The organism is Niallia sp. FSL W8-1348 (assembly GCF_038006745.1).
Lineage (GTDB): Bacteria > Bacillota > Bacilli > Bacillales > Cytobacillaceae > Niallia > Niallia alba.
The window spans coordinates 172,254-189,064 of the sequence record NZ_JBBOVV010000004.1; the positions used below are offsets into that span (position 1 = coordinate 172,254).

At 32.4% G+C, this 16,811-nt stretch carries 15 protein-coding genes; 11 read left to right on the plus strand and 4 right to left on the minus strand.

The genetic code is table 11. The features are described from left to right. Nucleotides 1–9 precede the first annotated feature (9 nt). Genes NST60_RS25790 through NST60_RS25805 form a run of 4 tightly spaced genes read left to right on the plus strand, consistent with a single transcriptional unit; the run spans nucleotide 10 to nucleotide 7,678 of the window. Nucleotides 10–4,392, plus strand: coding sequence for a hypothetical protein (locus NST60_RS25790; RefSeq protein WP_053215801.1), 4,383 nt, complete (start codon nucleotides 10–12; stop codon nucleotides 4,390–4,392). A 6-nt stretch (nucleotides 4,393–4,398) separates the two neighbouring features. Next, complete coding sequence (locus NST60_RS25795) at nucleotides 4,399–6,471, plus strand: peptidoglycan DD-metalloendopeptidase family protein (RefSeq protein WP_226793379.1); 2,073 nt, start codon at nucleotides 4,399–4,401, stop codon at nucleotides 6,469–6,471. 17 nt (nucleotides 6,472–6,488) lie between these two features. Beyond that, on the plus strand, nucleotides 6,489–7,034 hold the full coding sequence (locus tag NST60_RS25800) for a hypothetical protein (RefSeq protein ID WP_152112361.1): 546 nt from the start codon (nucleotides 6,489–6,491) through the stop codon (nucleotides 7,032–7,034). Next, nucleotides 7,031–7,678 (plus strand): hypothetical protein, encoded by a 648-nt coding sequence (locus NST60_RS25805; protein WP_152112360.1) that lies wholly within the window; start codon nucleotides 7,031–7,033, stop codon nucleotides 7,676–7,678. Before NST60_RS25800 ends, NST60_RS25805 begins: the two co-directional genes overlap by 4 nt. Here NST60_RS25805 and NST60_RS25810 read toward each other — a convergent pair whose 3' ends face one another. Together NST60_RS25810 and NST60_RS25815 are read right to left on the minus strand one after the other, a co-directional pair. Then, complete coding sequence (locus tag NST60_RS25810; protein ID WP_152112359.1) at nucleotides 7,679–8,425, minus strand: hypothetical protein; 747 nt, start codon at nucleotides 8,423–8,425, stop codon at nucleotides 7,679–7,681. Continuing rightward, the gene (locus tag NST60_RS25815) at nucleotides 8,418–9,599 is read right to left on the minus strand and encodes a hypothetical protein (RefSeq protein WP_152112358.1); all 1,182 of its coding nucleotides are present in this window, start codon (nucleotides 9,597–9,599) and stop codon (nucleotides 8,418–8,420) included. The genes NST60_RS25810 and NST60_RS25815 overlap by 8 nt, the downstream gene beginning before the upstream one ends. A gap of 323 nt (nucleotides 9,600–9,922) precedes the next feature. On the opposite strand from NST60_RS25815, the gene NST60_RS25820 reads away from it, so the two are divergent. From NST60_RS25820 to NST60_RS25835, 4 genes are all read left to right on the plus strand, one after another. Further along, on the plus strand, nucleotides 9,923–10,783 hold the full coding sequence (locus NST60_RS25820) for an ATP-dependent DNA ligase (RefSeq protein ID WP_152112357.1): 861 nt from the start codon (nucleotides 9,923–9,925) through the stop codon (nucleotides 10,781–10,783). Between the two features lie 134 nt (nucleotides 10,784–10,917). After that, complete coding sequence (locus NST60_RS25825) at nucleotides 10,918–11,070, plus strand: hypothetical protein (RefSeq protein WP_162837595.1); 153 nt, start codon at nucleotides 10,918–10,920, stop codon at nucleotides 11,068–11,070. A 339-nt stretch (nucleotides 11,071–11,409) separates the two neighbouring features. Next, nucleotides 11,410–11,631 carry a hypothetical protein gene (locus NST60_RS25830; RefSeq protein WP_016204233.1) on the plus strand — a complete coding sequence of 74 codons (222 nt, stop codon included), beginning with the start codon at nucleotides 11,410–11,412 and terminating at the stop codon, nucleotides 11,629–11,631. A 10-nt stretch (nucleotides 11,632–11,641) separates the two neighbouring features. Beyond that, nucleotides 11,642–12,904 carry a Y-family DNA polymerase gene (locus NST60_RS25835; protein WP_144545509.1) on the plus strand — a complete coding sequence of 421 codons (1,263 nt, stop codon included), beginning with the start codon at nucleotides 11,642–11,644 and terminating at the stop codon, nucleotides 12,902–12,904. A gap of 20 nt (nucleotides 12,905–12,924) precedes the next feature. On the opposite strand, the gene NST60_RS25840 is transcribed toward NST60_RS25835, so the two are convergent. Together NST60_RS25840 and NST60_RS25845 are read right to left on the minus strand one after the other, a co-directional pair. Further along, on the minus strand, nucleotides 12,925–13,572 hold the full coding sequence (locus NST60_RS25840) for a hypothetical protein (RefSeq protein ID WP_144545507.1): 648 nt from the start codon (nucleotides 13,570–13,572) through the stop codon (nucleotides 12,925–12,927). A 64-nt stretch (nucleotides 13,573–13,636) separates the two neighbouring features. Continuing rightward, complete coding sequence (locus tag NST60_RS25845; protein WP_144545505.1) at nucleotides 13,637–14,608, minus strand: DNA adenine methylase; 972 nt, start codon at nucleotides 14,606–14,608, stop codon at nucleotides 13,637–13,639. A 91-nt stretch (nucleotides 14,609–14,699) separates the two neighbouring features. Between NST60_RS25845 and NST60_RS25850 the strand changes: the two genes are divergently transcribed. The 3 genes from NST60_RS25850 to NST60_RS25860 all read left to right on the plus strand — a co-directional run bounded on the left by NST60_RS25850 (nucleotide 14,700) and on the right by NST60_RS25860 (nucleotide 16,544). Next, nucleotides 14,700–14,945: a helix-turn-helix domain-containing protein gene (locus NST60_RS25850; RefSeq protein ID WP_144545503.1), complete on the plus strand. Its 246-nt coding sequence runs from the start codon at nucleotides 14,700–14,702 to the stop codon at nucleotides 14,943–14,945. A 797-nt stretch (nucleotides 14,946–15,742) separates the two neighbouring features. After that, complete coding sequence (locus NST60_RS25855; RefSeq protein WP_144545501.1) at nucleotides 15,743–15,982, plus strand: hypothetical protein; 240 nt, start codon at nucleotides 15,743–15,745, stop codon at nucleotides 15,980–15,982. Between the two features lie 322 nt (nucleotides 15,983–16,304). Further along, on the plus strand, nucleotides 16,305–16,544 hold the full coding sequence (locus tag NST60_RS25860; RefSeq protein WP_144545499.1) for a hypothetical protein: 240 nt from the start codon (nucleotides 16,305–16,307) through the stop codon (nucleotides 16,542–16,544). Nucleotides 16,545–16,811: the final 267 nt, after the last annotated feature.

Sequence of the window (16,811 nt, forward strand, 5' to 3'; positions counted from 1 at the left end):
TATCTTGCTTTGAATAAAATCCAGGAACTTATATCCTCACTTTTTTCTGCTATGGGTGATTGGATAGCATCGCCTTTTAAAAGTCTCCCAACATTAAAGAATTTGATTTTTGGAGGGGATGAAAATTTAGCTTTCTTAACTTTTACAGAAAATGAAATTACTAAGGTTTACACTCCAGGAATGAATATTTTCACAGCCTTAGCAGTTACCGCTTTATTAATTAGTATTATTATGGCAGCAATGAAAATTTCATCGACCAGTATCAATCCATCTAATAGAACCTATGTAATTGAGTATTTTAAAGAATTATTATTAGTTTCAGTACTATTCGCAAACTTATACTCAATTTATGCCATTTTGTTTCTTACTAACCAGGCAATTGTCGGATTATTTGGATCTGATGTAGACTTGTTAAATTTAAAAAATGCTATAGAAATGTCTAAATATCCAGGTGGAGTGTTAGGTGTTTTAGCAATTACGATTGTAAAAGTCGGTCTTTGTATATGGGCTTATTTCTATTATTCAATGCGGAAATTTACACTTATGTTGTTGTTAATTACCGGTCCTTTGATGCTGGTATTTTTCTTAATTCCTCAAACAAAGTCCATTACAGTGGCATGGTTTAAAGAATTAGTAGGCACTATATTTGTTCAATCTATTCATGCAGCCGTTTATTTCATAATGGCTGTTATGGTTGGTGCAGCAAATCCGATTGAAGCAGTTATTCTAATGATTATCTTTATTCCAGTAACTGAATCTTTAAGAGCTTTAATAGGTCTTGGAGGAAAAATGAATGATGGCTTCTCAAAAGCAGCTGCTATGATGGGTGGGTCCGCTTTAGTTGGTATGTATGGAGCAGCTAAAGGGGCATTAGAAGGTACATCCGTTACAGATGCTATTAAAAGGGGATACCTTAATGCTAAAAACAAAGGTAAAGGTAACGGAAAAGACTCTGACAATGTATCATCAGAAGATAATGATACAGTAGGTGACATCAAAAAAACTCTTGCAGGAAATACAGGAACAGATACTGGGACTACTGCTAATGCTGAAAAAATGTTAAAGCCAGGAAACATTTTGTCTAGAAGTGGTAAAGCTGTATTTGGGGCTACTGGTGCCCTTGCTGGTTCTGCTCTTGGACCAATGGGTGTGCTAACTGGTTCAACAATTGGTTTTCATGCCGGCGGTGTTGCTGGTGGACTTGCAGGAAGAGTTGGTGGAGCAAGTGCTCAATTATTAGCAAACAGAGGTTCAGCTCTTTTAAAAAGTGGACTTAAAGGTTTTAAAGATATTAATAATGCTGATAAAGCAGCGGATGAACAACTAGCTAATACTATTGCTGATGAAAAAGCTACAGCATGGGCAAATGAAAATGAAGAAGGGTTCAGAAAAGACTTTAAAGAACGTTTCCCGGATGCCCATGAAGAAGCTGTGAATAAAGCTTGGGATAATGAAAAAGCTTCAAAAAAAGCAGGATTTTTAAATGAAGCAAGAGGAATGGTTGCGGGTATGAAAAGCAAAGAAGGGAAAAATGCTAATGCTTCTTCTTTAGTTAAAAACGCAACTAGTAATCTAACTAATAAATGGGCAGAGAAAAATAAAGAACCATTTATGAAGGAATATGATCAGAAAAATCCTCTTCCCGAAAATGCAAGTAAAGAGGAGATATCACGCCATCAAAATGCTCGTGAAAATGCATGGCAATCTCAATTAAAGGAAAAAGAAAGCTCGATACAAAATTTAGCGAGTGATGTTGCTAATGATATCGGAAATGGTGCTTCCCTAAATCATAGTTATATAAATAAAGAGGACTTTGAAAAAAGAATGGCCGAAAGAATGGCTGGTGGTATATCCCAAAAGGCTATTGCTAAAACAAGTACAAACCTTGCCAAAGATTGGGCTAAAGATAACAAAGATAACTTTATGAAAAATTATGATGAGAAAAATCCTTTACCTTTAAATGCGACTGCAGAACAAAAATCTGCACACTCAAATGCTAAAGCAGAAGCATGGAAAAATGAAATTGATAATAAACAGAAAAGTATAGCTAATGTTCTTGGCAATGGGAATTTGAAATTAAGAAATGGCCAAGAAAAAAATCAGCTATTTACTAATCAATTGGCAAAAGATATCGGTTCTATTATAGGTGTAAACGAAAACTCAGAAAAAATGGATCAAATAAGTGATCAACTTCATAATGTGTATTCACCTAATCCGATTTCTACCGCTACTCAATCATTAACATCCAGTTGGGCTAAAGATAATAAAGCTAGCTTTATGAAAAATTATGATAAATCTAATCCACTTCCAGATAATGCAACATCTGAAGTAAAAGCAAACCATGCTCAACAAAAACAGAATGCTTGGGATAACCAGGTACAACAAAAGCAACAAAAACTTGGAAATATTTTAACTAGCCAAAGTAACGCAATAATGAGTGGTAAAAATGTTCCACTAGAAAATGTTACAAAGTCAATTGCACAAGAACTAGGAATTAGTACTTCTGATAGTAGTAAAATGAATGCTATTTCATCACAAGTACAAACTGGATTGTCGTCAGTACAAGGTGCTAGTTCAAAAGTAAGCAATACTACTGAAGTATTAGCATCTAGTTGGGCAAAGAACAACAAACAAAATTTCATGAAAAATTATGATAAGTCTAATCCACTTCCTGCCAATGCAACTTCTGAAATGATAACGAGTCATAATCAACAAAAAGAAAAAGCATGGAATTCTGAGGTTCAACAAAAACAACAAAGTATTAGTAATATTATCCGAGATAATAGCAATGCTGTTCTTCATGGAACTCCTTCTCAAATTAGTAAAGTAACTTCAGCTATCGCAAAAGAAATGGGAATTAGTTCTAACAATACAGCTGGTATGAATGCTATTACTCAACAACTTCAAACAGGTATTTCATCACCATCGTTAGTTGATAAAGGGTTAAAATCAATTAGTTCTATTAATAATGTAAAAGATTCAATTGCATCTGTTAAAGGGACTTCCATGTACTCTGGTAAGGAAGTGAATGTTCCTTATGTTAATAATCAAATAGCAAGTATGAAAATAAATGAAGCTAGAGAGACCTTTGCGAATAATAGTAATCTACCACGCGCACAAGCGTATCAAAACTTTGATTCAAGTGGCAAAGCCCAAGAGATTACTTCGTCTGTTCAAAAGTCGATGCCTTCTAACATTCCATTAGGACAAAGAATTATTCAGAATTCAGCTGGACGTATTACAGCTGGACTAGGAAATGGATTAGTACAAGGTGTTGTTGGTGCCTCTGGTCTTAAAGAGGTAAGTCAATTTGTTGGAGATACCAAAATTGGTCATGCTACTAAATCATTTGGTAATGCAATGGCGACTTCATATATTGCTAAACAGCCAAATTTAACAAGCTTAACTGATAAAATGACGGCAGCTAAGGAAAGCTTAATTGATGGTAGTAAGGCTTTTACCAATGATTTTAAAACATATACTCCAAGTAATTTGGTAGAAAAGCAAGCGAAATTCCGAAACGCTGTTGCTTATGCTGGTGGTATGGTTGCAGGAGTTGGGGGTTATCAAGTGATGGCTAAATATGCCGCTCCAAGTATGAGCAACTCAAAGGCTTTTGGTCTAAAAGGTTTTAATCCATATAATAATGCAGTTAATAAACAAATAAAAGAAATTTCTGATGTTGCACATATGGCTCAAACAGTTACTTTAGATAATGGCCAAACTGAAATTGCACAAGGGGCTATTCAAATGGTAACTGATAATAAGAATACAGTTGTCCAAGTTAGGGATAAAACTGGTCAAACTCATGTAGTTTCGCGTATGGCTTCAGGTCACTCTGGACTGAAAAATAACCAAGTGGTTTATCAAGATTTAACTGTTAGGGACGGTCAATTATTATCCGCAAGTTCTTCCTACTCTTTAGACAGTGGAGGTGGTAAAGTACCAGCACCTAAAATTAATGTAAATCCAAACCAGTTATTTACCAATAGAAACACTAGTAAGACTCCAAGAGTAGTACAAGAGGTTCAAAGCTACAATCAATTAGTCGATAGTGGACAGTATTACATGAAAGATGCTTTAAACGAAATGGAAAACATCAAAATGGTCATTGATCATAATAGAAGTTATATGACTGGTACTAGAAATGGAACGACTTATCGTATTTCTCCTTACGGTCCAGGGGATGCAAGAGTTCAAAATGATAAAACAATAACTGCTAATTGTGAAGTACGAAATAAAAAATTAATTCCTTCTTTTAGTGATAGTGACTTTACAACTTCACTTAAACCCGAAGATTTAATGGCATATGCTGTACCAAATAAACGTAATTTTGCAAGAAAGCAATTAGAAATGCATAGAAATAAGGCATTTACTAGTTCTTTAAGGTGATAAGTGATGAGTGATAACAAAAATACTCAAGAAACCTTAAATGAAAAATTAGTAAATGGAATGAAGGGATTAGGTAGATTACTATCTAAACCCTTCAGTAAAAAATTTAAACAAAAAGCTGCTGCGGTTGCAAAAAAAGCCATAAAAGTTGCAGCCAAAGTAATATTAAAAGTACTAAAACAGATTTTTGCTTGGTTAATTGGTACAGTAGGTATTCCTGGTATCTTAATAACTTTAGGAATAATAATTGTAACTGTTATCATCTCTGTTGCATTATCCTTTTTTTGGACTTCAGATGATAATTTAAGTGGTGATGATGCAAAAATTCAAGCGTATATTAAGGAACAATCCGAATCTACTGTGAATATGGATAGTGATTTAGAAAGACCTTATCGTGTACCAGAAGGGTTAATATCCTCAACTATAATGTTAGATTTTTTTGAGCAAAAAGATTACAGTCTTTCCCAAACGAAAAAAATTATTAGAAACATGGCTACTAAACTCGCTCCTGAATTTGAGTATGGTCAATATGATGAATGGAAAGAAAAGCAAGTGACTGTTTGTGAGGAAGGTAAAGAATGTAATGTTGGGAAAGTTCAACATACAAAAAACATGGTAACCAAATTAAATTCTGTAGAATATTGGAATGGTTCAACTATATTCACCTATAAACCCAAAGTCACAGCGTGGAAATCAAATACAGTCATTACCCACAAAACCATAAAAGAAAATAAAAAAGTTGACTATTGGAAAGCGTTAGAAGTCCCTATGTATCTTGTAGATAGGTCAGATCCTTACTTTCCATTTTATAATTCAAACAGCAAAACGTGGAAATCACTACTAGCAGAAGAAACCAGACAGAAAAAAAATAAGATTAACACTTCAGGTTATGTTAAAGTGTACCTTTTAAAAACTAAGACAGTTAAAGTTGAAAGAATTGTAGAAGTAAAAACTACAACTAAAACTAGACAGCAATATTTTGAATCTAGTAAACAAGTAAAACAAGATTATGCGAATTTTGATGCAATATTAAACTCAATGGGACTGGGCTTGGACGATAAGATGCTTATAGAAGCAAATTATAGCTTCCTTGAAGGAGATATAAATTATATAGATTGGTTGAAAGGGAATGGTGGCGTATATGGGTTTGATGATATCAGTTATGATGGTGACATAATTCCTGGAGCTGGGGTACCTCCGCAATACATGCCTATATACCTTGCTGCAGAAAAAAAGTATGGGGTACATTGGTATACACTAGCCGCTATTCATAGTAAGGAGACAGCCTTCAGTACAATAAAACCAATGCTTTCTTATGCAGGAGCTGTTGGTCACATGCAATTTCTTCCTGCAACTTGGGCAGGATGGAAATACAATATTGGAGGGGGAAGAGTTTCAAATACTACAAATTATACAGATTTGAATGTTATTAAAGCAGGTGGAGGATACGGAGTAGATGGTAATAATGATGGAAAGGCAGATCCATTTACTTTAGAAGATGCTATTTTCACCGCAGCAAATTATCTTTCAAAGAACGGCTACTCTACAGATAAGAGAAAATCAATTTATCAATATAACCATGCAGATTGGTATGTTAACGATGTACTAGCTAGGTCAGAAAAATTCAAAACAAGCGCTAGTTATAGCGGTGGATCTGATTCACCAGAACTAAATCCAGGAAGTTTTATTAGACCTACCACAGGAAAAGTTACTTCTGGATTTGGTGCAAGATGGGGTGCTACTCACTATGGTATAGATATTGGATTAGGTGGTAGATCAAACGTGAAAATATATGCTGCTGCAGATGGTGTCGTTCATAGATCCTATCTAAGTAGTTCATATGGGAATGTTGTTTACATTCAACATACAATAGGTGGTAAGAAATATGAAACTGTATATGCACATATGCAAAATAGAGCTGTTTCTGCCGGTACAAAAGTAAAACAAGGGCAGTTTTTAGGATATATGGGTAGTACTGGGAACGTCACCGGACCTCATTTGCATTTTGAAATCCATTCACCAGCATGGACTGCAAATAAAGCAAATGCTAAAAATCCCGCTTTATACATCAAATTTTAAGTTATAGGGGTGAGTATATGAAAGGTACTAGTAAACTACGTTTTTCTTTTCTAATTTTGTCGTTAGTAATAATTTTAAGTGGATGCTCTTCAAGTTCTAAAGCTAATATAAAAGTGACAGAAGATAATATAGACTACCTCATTGAATACGATGAATCGTTACAAACATTTATAACAGAAATGACTAGTATTTTAACAAATTTTAACAATTCTTTAGATGGACTATACACCCATGAGGTAAGTAATAGTCAATTTGCAACAATAATGAAAGAAACAATAAAAAAATCAAATGAACTAGTTTCCAACGTGGAGGCACTAGATGTTAATCCAGAACTTTTTGAGGCACACCAAAATCTTATTGTCTTAGTCAATCGTTCGCATCAATTATTACTTACAGCAATTGAAAGTGCCAATAATAGTAGTACAGATGAATCTAATACCATGGATAAGGACACATTAAGACAAGAATATATAGAAATTAAAAAGGAACAAGCAAATACTGCTAACCAATGGAAAATACTAAGAGAAGAGCTGGCAAGTGCAGCTATGGAAGAAGAAAAATGATGAAAAAACATTATATTTGGATTATCAGTATCTCAATAATCACAATCTGTATTGCGATATATATCAATGTTTCTTCCAGTCAAAAACTTACTCCAGTTGATTTAAAAGATATGCAAAACAATGTGGCTAAGGAAGTATCATTTAATAAAGAATATCAAAAAAAGACAATGGAGTGGGCAGAAAAAAATGCAAAAGGTGACATGGAGTTAGACTTAGGTTTTTATGAACCAAATGAACATAGTGACGTTTCTCCTCAGAGAAACGTCATCAACTACTTTATGACTGGGTTATTACAAGATAATATTGATTATTTTACTTCTGCATTTGATATTGAAGTTCTTTCACAGGATTTATTCCAATCAAAAGAAGAGGACAAAGAATTAGTGGTAAAGGAAATAATAAACAGAATTTCAAGAAACGGCAGTATTGAGGGATTAAAAATCAAAGAAGCGAAAGAAGGGATTGGTCCTAATTCTAATAGAGTATTATTAGAATTAAAATACTCAGACGGTCTTTCTAAAAGGATAGAAATTCGTATTTCTCCCTCGGAGTACGCTCACTCAGAGGAGCATCACCATTCCACATATTCTATTGTAACTTCCGCTTGGGAAATAGTTAAACAAATAGAAGGTACGGTAAAGTAATTATTCCGTACCTTTTGACATTGTTAGATAGGCTTTATCAATTTCTTCTTTTGCTTTTAACCATGTATCGAAAGTTTTTATATACTTATATGAAGAAGGTAAATTATTTTCCCTTGCAAATTCATCCCACTTTGTTTTAGTAGAATTGAGAAATTTGTATAAATACTCTGGTTTTAATGTAAGTATTATTAGTTCTTCTTTTGATAAATTAAAAACTTTTTTCTTTCCTACTATATCCAATATTTCATCGTACGTATAATGATTTCTAATTGTTTTATAAGTTGGTAATTTATTCTCAGAAGCATATATATCCCATTGAGAACGTGAAATAAAAAATTCATTATGTTCTTCAAGAATTTCTTTTATTTTTTGCTTTGTATACTTCGGAGTTCTTTCATTCTCTACTCCAATGGCATTTTTAAACGATGACCAATCTTTAAATACTGTTAAAATCTGACCAGGAGACGGAAGATCTAGTGTTTGATTAGCAGAGTAATCTTTCCACATTCTTATTGTTTTAGCGTGCTCTTTATGTTCCTTTCCGATTTGAATAAGGCTATTTCGATCATATTTTCCCTTTATCTCTGTTCCTAAAGCGATTCTAATTTCGTTCCAATCATTAAAGAACTTTCTTAATGAGTAATAGGATGGTAGGTTGTGCTTTGAAGCATATTCTTCCCACTTGCCTACCGTTGTTAAATGTTCTTTATGAGGAATTAACAATTCTATTAAAGTTTCTTTATTCATTATTCACTCCTAGTATTTTGGGAGAATCATTTATCATTTTAACTATATCTTCATTTGTTGCATTTAATTCTTTAAGGTCATTAGTAACTTCTTGAAATTTTTCGCTTGATATGTCTCTATATAAAAAATTTAAAAGATGTTGTTTTTGAGAAAAATACTTTTCTACCTTATCTTCTAAATAACTTCGATAATCATTTCTTTTGCCGAAAGAGCTAATGTAATGCTTAATGTCTTTTAAATCAAGATCCGGCATATAAAAAGACTTGATATCCAAAAAGTCTATATCCACTAAAAATTCATATTTAATTAATTCACTATTTACATTATACTCGGGATTTTTCTTCAAAGAAATGACCATTTTTTCTGGTCTATATTTCATGATATTAGAATCATCTTTTTTTTCTAACACAACATTTTTCACAGTAAATGGTACTGCTTTAATAGGAGTAGAATAGTTCCTCCTATATTCGATATCCATCTTTCTATTATATTTCAATAAAGGGTCAGGCATTAAGATATAGAGTGATCCATCATAGGTTTCTCCTAGCATGAAAACTGTATCACCAAACATGGGCAATCTATTTAACTGACTAATTGTATCCTCTATATAATAAGTAGTGCAGTATTTTTTTAATAAATCAGAAGGGGAAAGACGAGACTCTTCATACTTTAATTGCTCTTCCTTATATCTATCAGAATGTTCTCCAAAAGTCTCTTGATGCCAGTTTTCATATGACTCCTCTGCCTTTTCCTTTTTTGTTCGGAAACCCAATAAGTGAAGAATCTCATATCCTATAATCCACAAGACTGCCAATGGTGTCATAATAACTAATACAACGTATGCTAATAAATTTTGGCCTAACTTAGAAGATCCAATAATCATTAAAAATAAACTTAGAATTAAAGCTACTGCTAAGAAAAACATTATTACTATTGCTGCTCTTGATAAGAATAACATTATTGCGTACAACGTCGTTCCTGGTTCGCCCTCATATATCAAACCCAAATTATCAAAGAAATCAATAATTTTTAGCGATTCTAAAATTGGATAAGTAATATCCCATCTGTAAACTGCCAAAACAAAAATAATAAGTCCTAATAATCCAGCTAAACCTGTCTGTTTCCCCCTTCGGTATTGAACAAAACCGTTAAGGAATGTAAGTATCGTATTCATAACTGCCCTCTCCCTTTTTATGAACAAAACAATGACTACACCGCTTATAACTGAATTATAAATTATTACCAATGTTTAGTCAATGTTCTTCGCCACGATAAAACTGTAATCAAAATTAATACAATCATACATACTTCAAATGCATAAAATAGACGGGATGGTTATATATTAGTCTTAAAGCATGAATCACCACACTTAAGTCCTTCTAATAAACTGAAGGGCTTATCCTTGGTTATGTCACCACATTATTCCTCTTTTAACAATAACGTTCTATTTATCGACCAATCTGTCTCTGTTATGATATTAGAAGAGGTGAAAAATCTGTGTTAAACACTCCTTTAAAACCAATGTTATTACAACCATCTGAGGTTATATCAACTGATTCAAATTATATACATCAGTTGAAATTTGACGGACATAGAGCTTTATTCCATTACGATCATGGGAAAATCACTATCTACACCAGACATGGAAATGATGTTACATTAAAGTACATTGAATTACTTAATTTAAACTTGCCTGTCCAAACATGTATATTGGACGGAGAAGTGATTGTTCTTGATAAGAATGGTGAAATACCCAAACCAAATTTCGAATGCCTAATGGCACGATTTCAAGCGTCTCAAAGAGATAAAATTGTTTCTCTAGCGAAAGCTATCCCCGTACACTTCGTTGCATTTGATATTCTTTTCCTTAATGGAGTATCTACAATACATGATCCCCTAGAAAAGAGATTAGATATCTTAAGTTCGATTATTGATAATGACCATCTAATTTCAGCAGCTACCTCATTTAACGATGGACTAACCTTATTTAATAAAGTGAAGGAGCTAGGATTAGAAGGGATAGTAAGTAAAAAACTCTCATCTAAATATATATTAGATAGTCGAACCTTCGCTTTCCAAAAAATCAAAAATTACCAATTCTTAATAGGAAATATTTATGGATATAAAAAAAACTCTTTTGGATGGTTGATAAAAGAAGGGAACCAATCAAGAGGAATTGTGGAATTTGTCCCCAAAAAGGAAAGGGAAGCCTTTTATAAAATTTCAAAACAATTAATTATCGGAGAAGATAAGAACTTTGTATATTTAGACCCTCTTCTAAAGGGCGAAATTAAATATCAATGTTTAACTTCTAAAGGTTTTATGAGAAGTGCTAGCTTTCAAAAATTTATCATTTAACACCCTTTACACAATGTAAGGGGTTTTTGTTTGTCCTAATGAAAAAATGGTGTGATATAATGGTGATACAACTACATAGGTGCGGGTGGTATGCACTCTTTTCCTGTCTAAGAGGGAAAGGAGGTGACATACAAATGGATTTCGTATTGGACTTACTCAAAGATGTAGCAAAAATCTTTTTTACTACTCTTGCTGCAGGCTATGCAAATCGCTTTGCAAGCAAAAAGAAGAACAAACGAAAACCCGCCCCGCGCCGTAGGAAGCAAAAGGGTGGGTCTTCTAAATAACTATTTAGCATACCACTCGTAAGTAGTTGTCCAAGGAGTTGTAGCTCCTTGGTTTTTTTAGTTTAATTCTTATATATTATAATATACCCTTACTACAAAAATTTCAATCCGTTAGGATCTAAAATCACAGATAGATAATCCTCTAACATTCTCTATTCATCTTCAATTAAATTCTCCAATAACAGGTATTTTTATTTCACCTTCTTCTTCCATTTTCTCATTTCATCATATCAATTATTTGAAATTCGATAGTATAAATCACACATTCCAGTAAGAAAATAACATTGTAATCGAACATAAGTTCTTATATAATTTTTATATTAATTGGAGGAGATAGTAATGACTTATTCTTTTCTTGAAGAAGAAACAATTTATAATGCAATGGAAACTAATTCTTCGGTTTCTTTTTATGTTTTTGACCACCTAGCATTAGGCGAGACAATCATAACAGGGAAAACCATATTCATTGATTACAACAACAAGCATTTTCGATTAGTTAAAGATACAACAGAAGAAATTTTATATTTACCTTTTTCAATGATAAGTAAAATAACAAAATAGGTGATTGTTTATGTTCGACTACTCTCAGTTTCCTCATAAAAACATACTAGCCGTTGATATGAAGTCATTTTATGCATCAGTATCAGCTGTATTATTAGGTCTCGACCCTCTTACTTGTCACTTAGCTGTAGTAGGGAATATGGAGAGGGAGGGGAGTGTAGTACTTGCTGCCTCTCCTGCTATGAAAAGAGATTTTAAGATAAAAACGGGTTCTCGGAAGTTTGAAATTCCAAAAGATCCTCGTATTGTTGTAGTTGATCCATCGATGTCCTTATTTGTCCGCGTATCTACAGAAATTATTAAGTTATTTTATAGATATGTACCTCCTAATAAAGTACATGTTTACTCCATCGATGAAAGCTTTTTAGAACTTGGCCCTTCTGATAAATGGGGCACTCCAGAAGAAATAGCTAAACAAATTCAATATGATATTTACAGTGATTTCGGACTCCCCTGTACAGTAGGAATCGGTCCAAATATGCTTATGGCAAAACTGTGTCTAGATTTAGAAGCTAAAAAGGTGGATAGTGGTATTGCAACTTGGACTTTCAATGATGTACAAATGAAATTATGGCCAATATCACCATTAAGTGAAATGTGGGGGATTGGTAAGCGAACTGAAAAAACATTAAACAGTATGGGGATATTTTCTATAGGGCAACTTGCTAGATACGATTTAAAATTACTGGAAAATAAGTTTGGAATATTGGGAAACCAATTGTTTCATCATGCTTGGGGAATAGATTTATCCGAAATTGGTTCACCAATTATGGCTGGACAAGTCAGTTACGGTAAAAGTCAAATATTACTTCGGGATTACAAGGAAAGAAGAGAGATAGAAACTGTAGTATTAGAAATGTGCGAAGAGGTATGTAAAAGAGCAAGAAAAAATCATCATGCGGTTCGCACTATAAGTTTTGGGTTAGGATATAGTCGAGATGAGTATGGTGGGGGATTTAATCGGTCAAGAACAATCGAAAATCCTACTAATGCAACCATGGATATATATAAGGTATGTTTGGATATTATGAGAGAAAATTATCGCGGACAAATTGTTAGACAAATATCTGTTAGTTTGTCCAAACTCGTAGATGATTACGAAGTGCAATTGGATCTTTTTGATACTAATAGTTGGAAAAAACGAAAAATAGGTTATGTAGTAGACGAATTAAGAAATAAATTTGGCCCCACCTCTTTACTAAGGGCAGTCTCCTATACTCCAGGAGGGACAGCTGTACACCGTTCCAAATTGGTTGGTGGGCATAGAGCCTAATCCCCCCTTAAAGGGGGATTTTATTTTATACCAAGACTCTCCAATGTCTCTCGTACATTTTCGGGGTATACTTCAATATACAATTCCTGTAATTTTTTTCTTAGTTTTCTGTAGATTAAAAATAGTACTAATGAAATAATAACTACTGGAATAGTTGTTAGAAAAGCATAGAGAGGATTAACTAAAATAAAGAATCCGTAACAATGAGAAGAAATGAGATTTATAATCCTATCGAAAGTATTTATCCGTCTTAAACTATTTTCAGTTTTGAAATACCTCTCTGCAGCTGTTAATTCACGGTTGGTTTTCCCTTTCCAAGACCATTGAGCCTTCTCGAATTCTATCCATTCCTCTTTTTCCACTTTCGTTTCCTTTGAAGAAGCAGAATTCCTAATATCGCTCTTTTTTTCTGAGTAGAAATGAGCATATGCTTTCTTAATTTCTTGTCGATAAATTTCCCCCTCGATTTCCTGCACCTTTTTATAAACACCAGTTAAGCGAGATATCAAGTATGCACCATAACTGAAAAACATTACAGCAAGGAATATAACTATCGTTTCATTAAAGTAATTTGGATATATGTATGTAATAGCATAGATAACTATAAAACTATATATAACATATGAGAGATATAAAAATAATCTTTCTTTACTAAACGGCCAACTCATTATAATTTACAATCCCCTTTCTTATCTACTATTATTATCGACGATTTTAAAATGTTCTTGATATTTAAACGGTGTAAGCTCTTGATACAGCTTTAACAGTTGGGTATAAATATAAGCTCTCCAGCCATTCATTATTGTCATAAGTTATAATTAAATCCGCACCATCAAAACCATGATATAAAGTATCTAATAAACAATTAAGTTTAATGTGATCCTCTTCTTTGTAATAACATCGATATAGTGAAGAGGCTTTATTGACATATGGGGGATCAATAAAAATAGTAGTTTGATCCCACCAATAACTCTCTTCAATCATTTCACAAGCATCCTGATTAGTTATCGTTACTTGGTCTGAAAAGGAATGTAATTTTTCTATTCGTCTTATTAGTTCATCTGGATTCCACCTAGAAGTTAATTGTTGCGGTGTACCTTTCTTTCCTCCCAGTGGATTAGCATTATATATTCCGGAATAAGCTAACCTGTTAACAATCAAAGTATTCCATGCTGCCTCAACGATGTTTATTTTGTCAAAGTCCTTCTTAATAGTAAGTTGTGCTTTGTAAAAATCCTCATGTGAAGGAGTATATGTTTTCAATCGTTCCGTTAAAGCAAATGGCATATTAAAAATTACCCAATAAAGGGCGTATACACCAAAATCCTTATCATTTATATGTAAGTGGTTAATAACGCCCGCTTCTAACAATGCGAATTCTACACTTCCACCACCTGTATATGGTGAAACAAAGTGATTCATTTTTTTCTTATCGAGTTGATTATATATGTAATTGACCATTTTACTCTTACCACCAGGATAACGTAAAGGTGAGAGTCTCTTTCTAAACTTAATAGTAGATGCAATGGATTCGTTTTTTCCAGAGGAATCTTCTAATATAAGTAAATACCTTCCTGTATCCTTTTGATTAACTAAAGTAAACCCATCACATTCCTCACACCAATATCCAGTTTTATCTTTATTAAAGGTAAGAGCCTCTACTTCATCATTATAACAATACTGACATTTAAAATTTTTTATCATAATCAAACTCCTTTAAAAAACTATATATGGTTGTATTATAACCATATACGGTTTAAAATGGTAGTAGAAACAGCATAGAAAGGATCTTTTTATGAAGAAAACAATTGATAATTTTATGACGGTTTCAGAAGCAGCTGAAAGGTGGGGTGTTCCTGCCGATACTATAAGAAACTATTTAAAACCATCAAATAAAAAAAAATGGCAAAAAACAGAAAAAATGATTGAACTCGGCTTGTTAAAATACCACCAAAGTAAATTTGATACCAAAAAAGAGTGGATACTTTCAAAGGACGCAATGGAAGTTTGGTTTGGTGTGGAAAAGAAGGATGCGGAGTAACATTCAAAATTAGAAAGAGGGAACAATTTGTGAGTTTTTTTAATAAGAGGTTAGGAACTGTAAGGCTATTAGTACATCTACCAATGGCATTTTTATCTATTTTCATTTATGTTTTCCTACTCACTTCTTTAATATTGGTTACAAACCTACTTGTAGGAAAAATTGTTAACATGTGCTCTATTCATTCTATTATTTATTTCATATGAATTTTATCTAAGAAAAACAAATAATTTTTATGTTTATCCTATTACTTCAAATGAATATGAGGAAATCAAAGATAGGCACTTAATACATTACACTAATTCCATATCTGATGAAGACTATCAGTATTTTTTACAAACAGGTAAAATTAGATTGAAAGCTAAAATTAGTGCCAAGACAAATTATGTAATGAAATTTAAAAATAAAAGAAAAAACTACATATGGTTTCATCAAGAGGAACAAAATATGGAGCCAAATTTCAATTCTTATTACTTTTCACATATGCATGAAAATTCACCTAGAAAGTATAAAGTTATTATTAGAGTTTCCGATCTTGAGAAGGAGAGAATGCTAGTTCGACCAAGTAACAATAACGTAATAATAATGAACGACTTAGAGGTTCCAGGAATCATTTATACAAAGTATAATTCATATAATACAAAATTCTACTTAAAAAAATGTTTAATGATAATAAAGTTATTTAAAAATATAGTTTCAAACCCTTATGACTACGTTATCCGTATCAGCCATATTCATAATAAAGTTGTTTAACAAATTGTATTCAAGAAGGAACTAGGAAAGGGGTTTAAATAATCATGGGAAAATTCAAAAATGAAGATTTAGTAATTATTATGGAAGGAAAATATAAAGATGTTATTGGTAAAGTGGTTGATAATGAAGCACCTTTAATGTGGGTTATGCTATCTACAACAAATGAAATCGCAAATGTTCATGAAAATCATATGGAGAAATTAAATCTTGTTATGAAGGAAGAAGATTTCAAGGAATACGAAAAACTTATTAAAGGATTGAATGTAGATATAAAGACAATCTAAGTTGCTGGTACAAGTCAGAAATTAAACGACTTTAATATCTATTTTTAATAACTATATTATTTTTCAACAACTTTATTATTTGTGTACAAAAAATTAATTATTGGTGGATTATTAGGCTATATTCATCCTAAAGTTTGGCTATCTTCACTTCATCAAACGTACGGAATAGTAGTTGATTTTCTTTTAAAATTTTATAAAGGAGAAAGGAAAAAGAAAGAGCTTAATTATAAAATATAAAGTTTAAAAAACCTTGGCTTTTGAAAAATCATATTCAGGGAATTACAAACTTTGCACCCACTAATAGAAGAAAGGAAGTCAGATTGTGTTTTCAAAAAAAACTAAAAATGCAGAAATAATTTTTACAATAGGAGAAACAAAAATAGCAACTAAAATTAATATTGAGAGTGCAACAGAAAAAGCAGATTTGAATGGAGATAAAAATAACCCAAACAAAGATATTAACCACATTTCATTAATAGTTAAGGCTTCAGATAAAATAAAAAAAGATTTAGGTATAGTAATTCAGGATCTCAATCCTTCAGTAGAAGTGCGTTATTTATAATAAATAACAAATAATTAAACAAAAAGGGTGATTTAATGTTTTTTGAACCAACCTTAGATCATACAATTATTCATATGAAAATCAAGTGCTTTAATAAAAGTTGTGATAATGTGATTGACTTTTCATATTCAGAGGATTTCTCTCCTAGAATGGTAGGCGAATGTCCGAAGTGTGGGACTGAGTATTCTCGTAAAATACATGGGTTAAAAGATTCTGAAATTATTAGTAGAACAGAGCAACCAGTTTATCGTTAAGTAAGTCAAAGTA

Excerpts from the sequence above, each read along its gene's own strand:
- NST60_RS25795 (WP_226793379.1), top strand. The coding sequence starts at position 4,399 with ATGAGTGATAACAAAAATACTCAAGAAACCTTAAATGAAAAATTAGTA.
- NST60_RS25800 (WP_152112361.1), top strand. The coding sequence starts at position 6,489 with ATGAAAGGTACTAGTAAACTACGTTTTTCTTTTCTAATTTTGTCGTTA.
- NST60_RS25805 (WP_152112360.1), top strand. The coding sequence starts at position 7,031 with ATGATGAAAAAACATTATATTTGGATTATCAGTATCTCAATAATCACA.
- NST60_RS25810 (WP_152112359.1), bottom strand. The coding sequence starts at position 8,425 with ATGAATAAAGAAACTTTAATAGAATTGTTAATTCCTCATAAAGAACAT.
- NST60_RS25815 (WP_152112358.1), bottom strand. The coding sequence starts at position 9,599 with ATGAATACGATACTTACATTCCTTAACGGTTTTGTTCAATACCGAAGG.
- NST60_RS25825 (WP_162837595.1), top strand. The coding sequence starts at position 10,918 with ATGGATTTCGTATTGGACTTACTCAAAGATGTAGCAAAAATCTTTTTT.
- NST60_RS25830 (WP_016204233.1), top strand. The coding sequence starts at position 11,410 with ATGACTTATTCTTTTCTTGAAGAAGAAACAATTTATAATGCAATGGAA.
- NST60_RS25835 (WP_144545509.1), top strand. The coding sequence starts at position 11,642 with ATGTTCGACTACTCTCAGTTTCCTCATAAAAACATACTAGCCGTTGAT.
- NST60_RS25840 (WP_144545507.1), bottom strand. The coding sequence starts at position 13,572 with ATGAGTTGGCCGTTTAGTAAAGAAAGATTATTTTTATATCTCTCATAT.
- NST60_RS25845 (WP_144545505.1), bottom strand. The coding sequence starts at position 14,608 with ATGATAAAAAATTTTAAATGTCAGTATTGTTATAATGATGAAGTAGAG.
- NST60_RS25850 (WP_144545503.1), top strand. The coding sequence starts at position 14,700 with ATGAAGAAAACAATTGATAATTTTATGACGGTTTCAGAAGCAGCTGAA.
- NST60_RS25855 (WP_144545501.1), top strand. The coding sequence starts at position 15,743 with ATGGGAAAATTCAAAAATGAAGATTTAGTAATTATTATGGAAGGAAAA.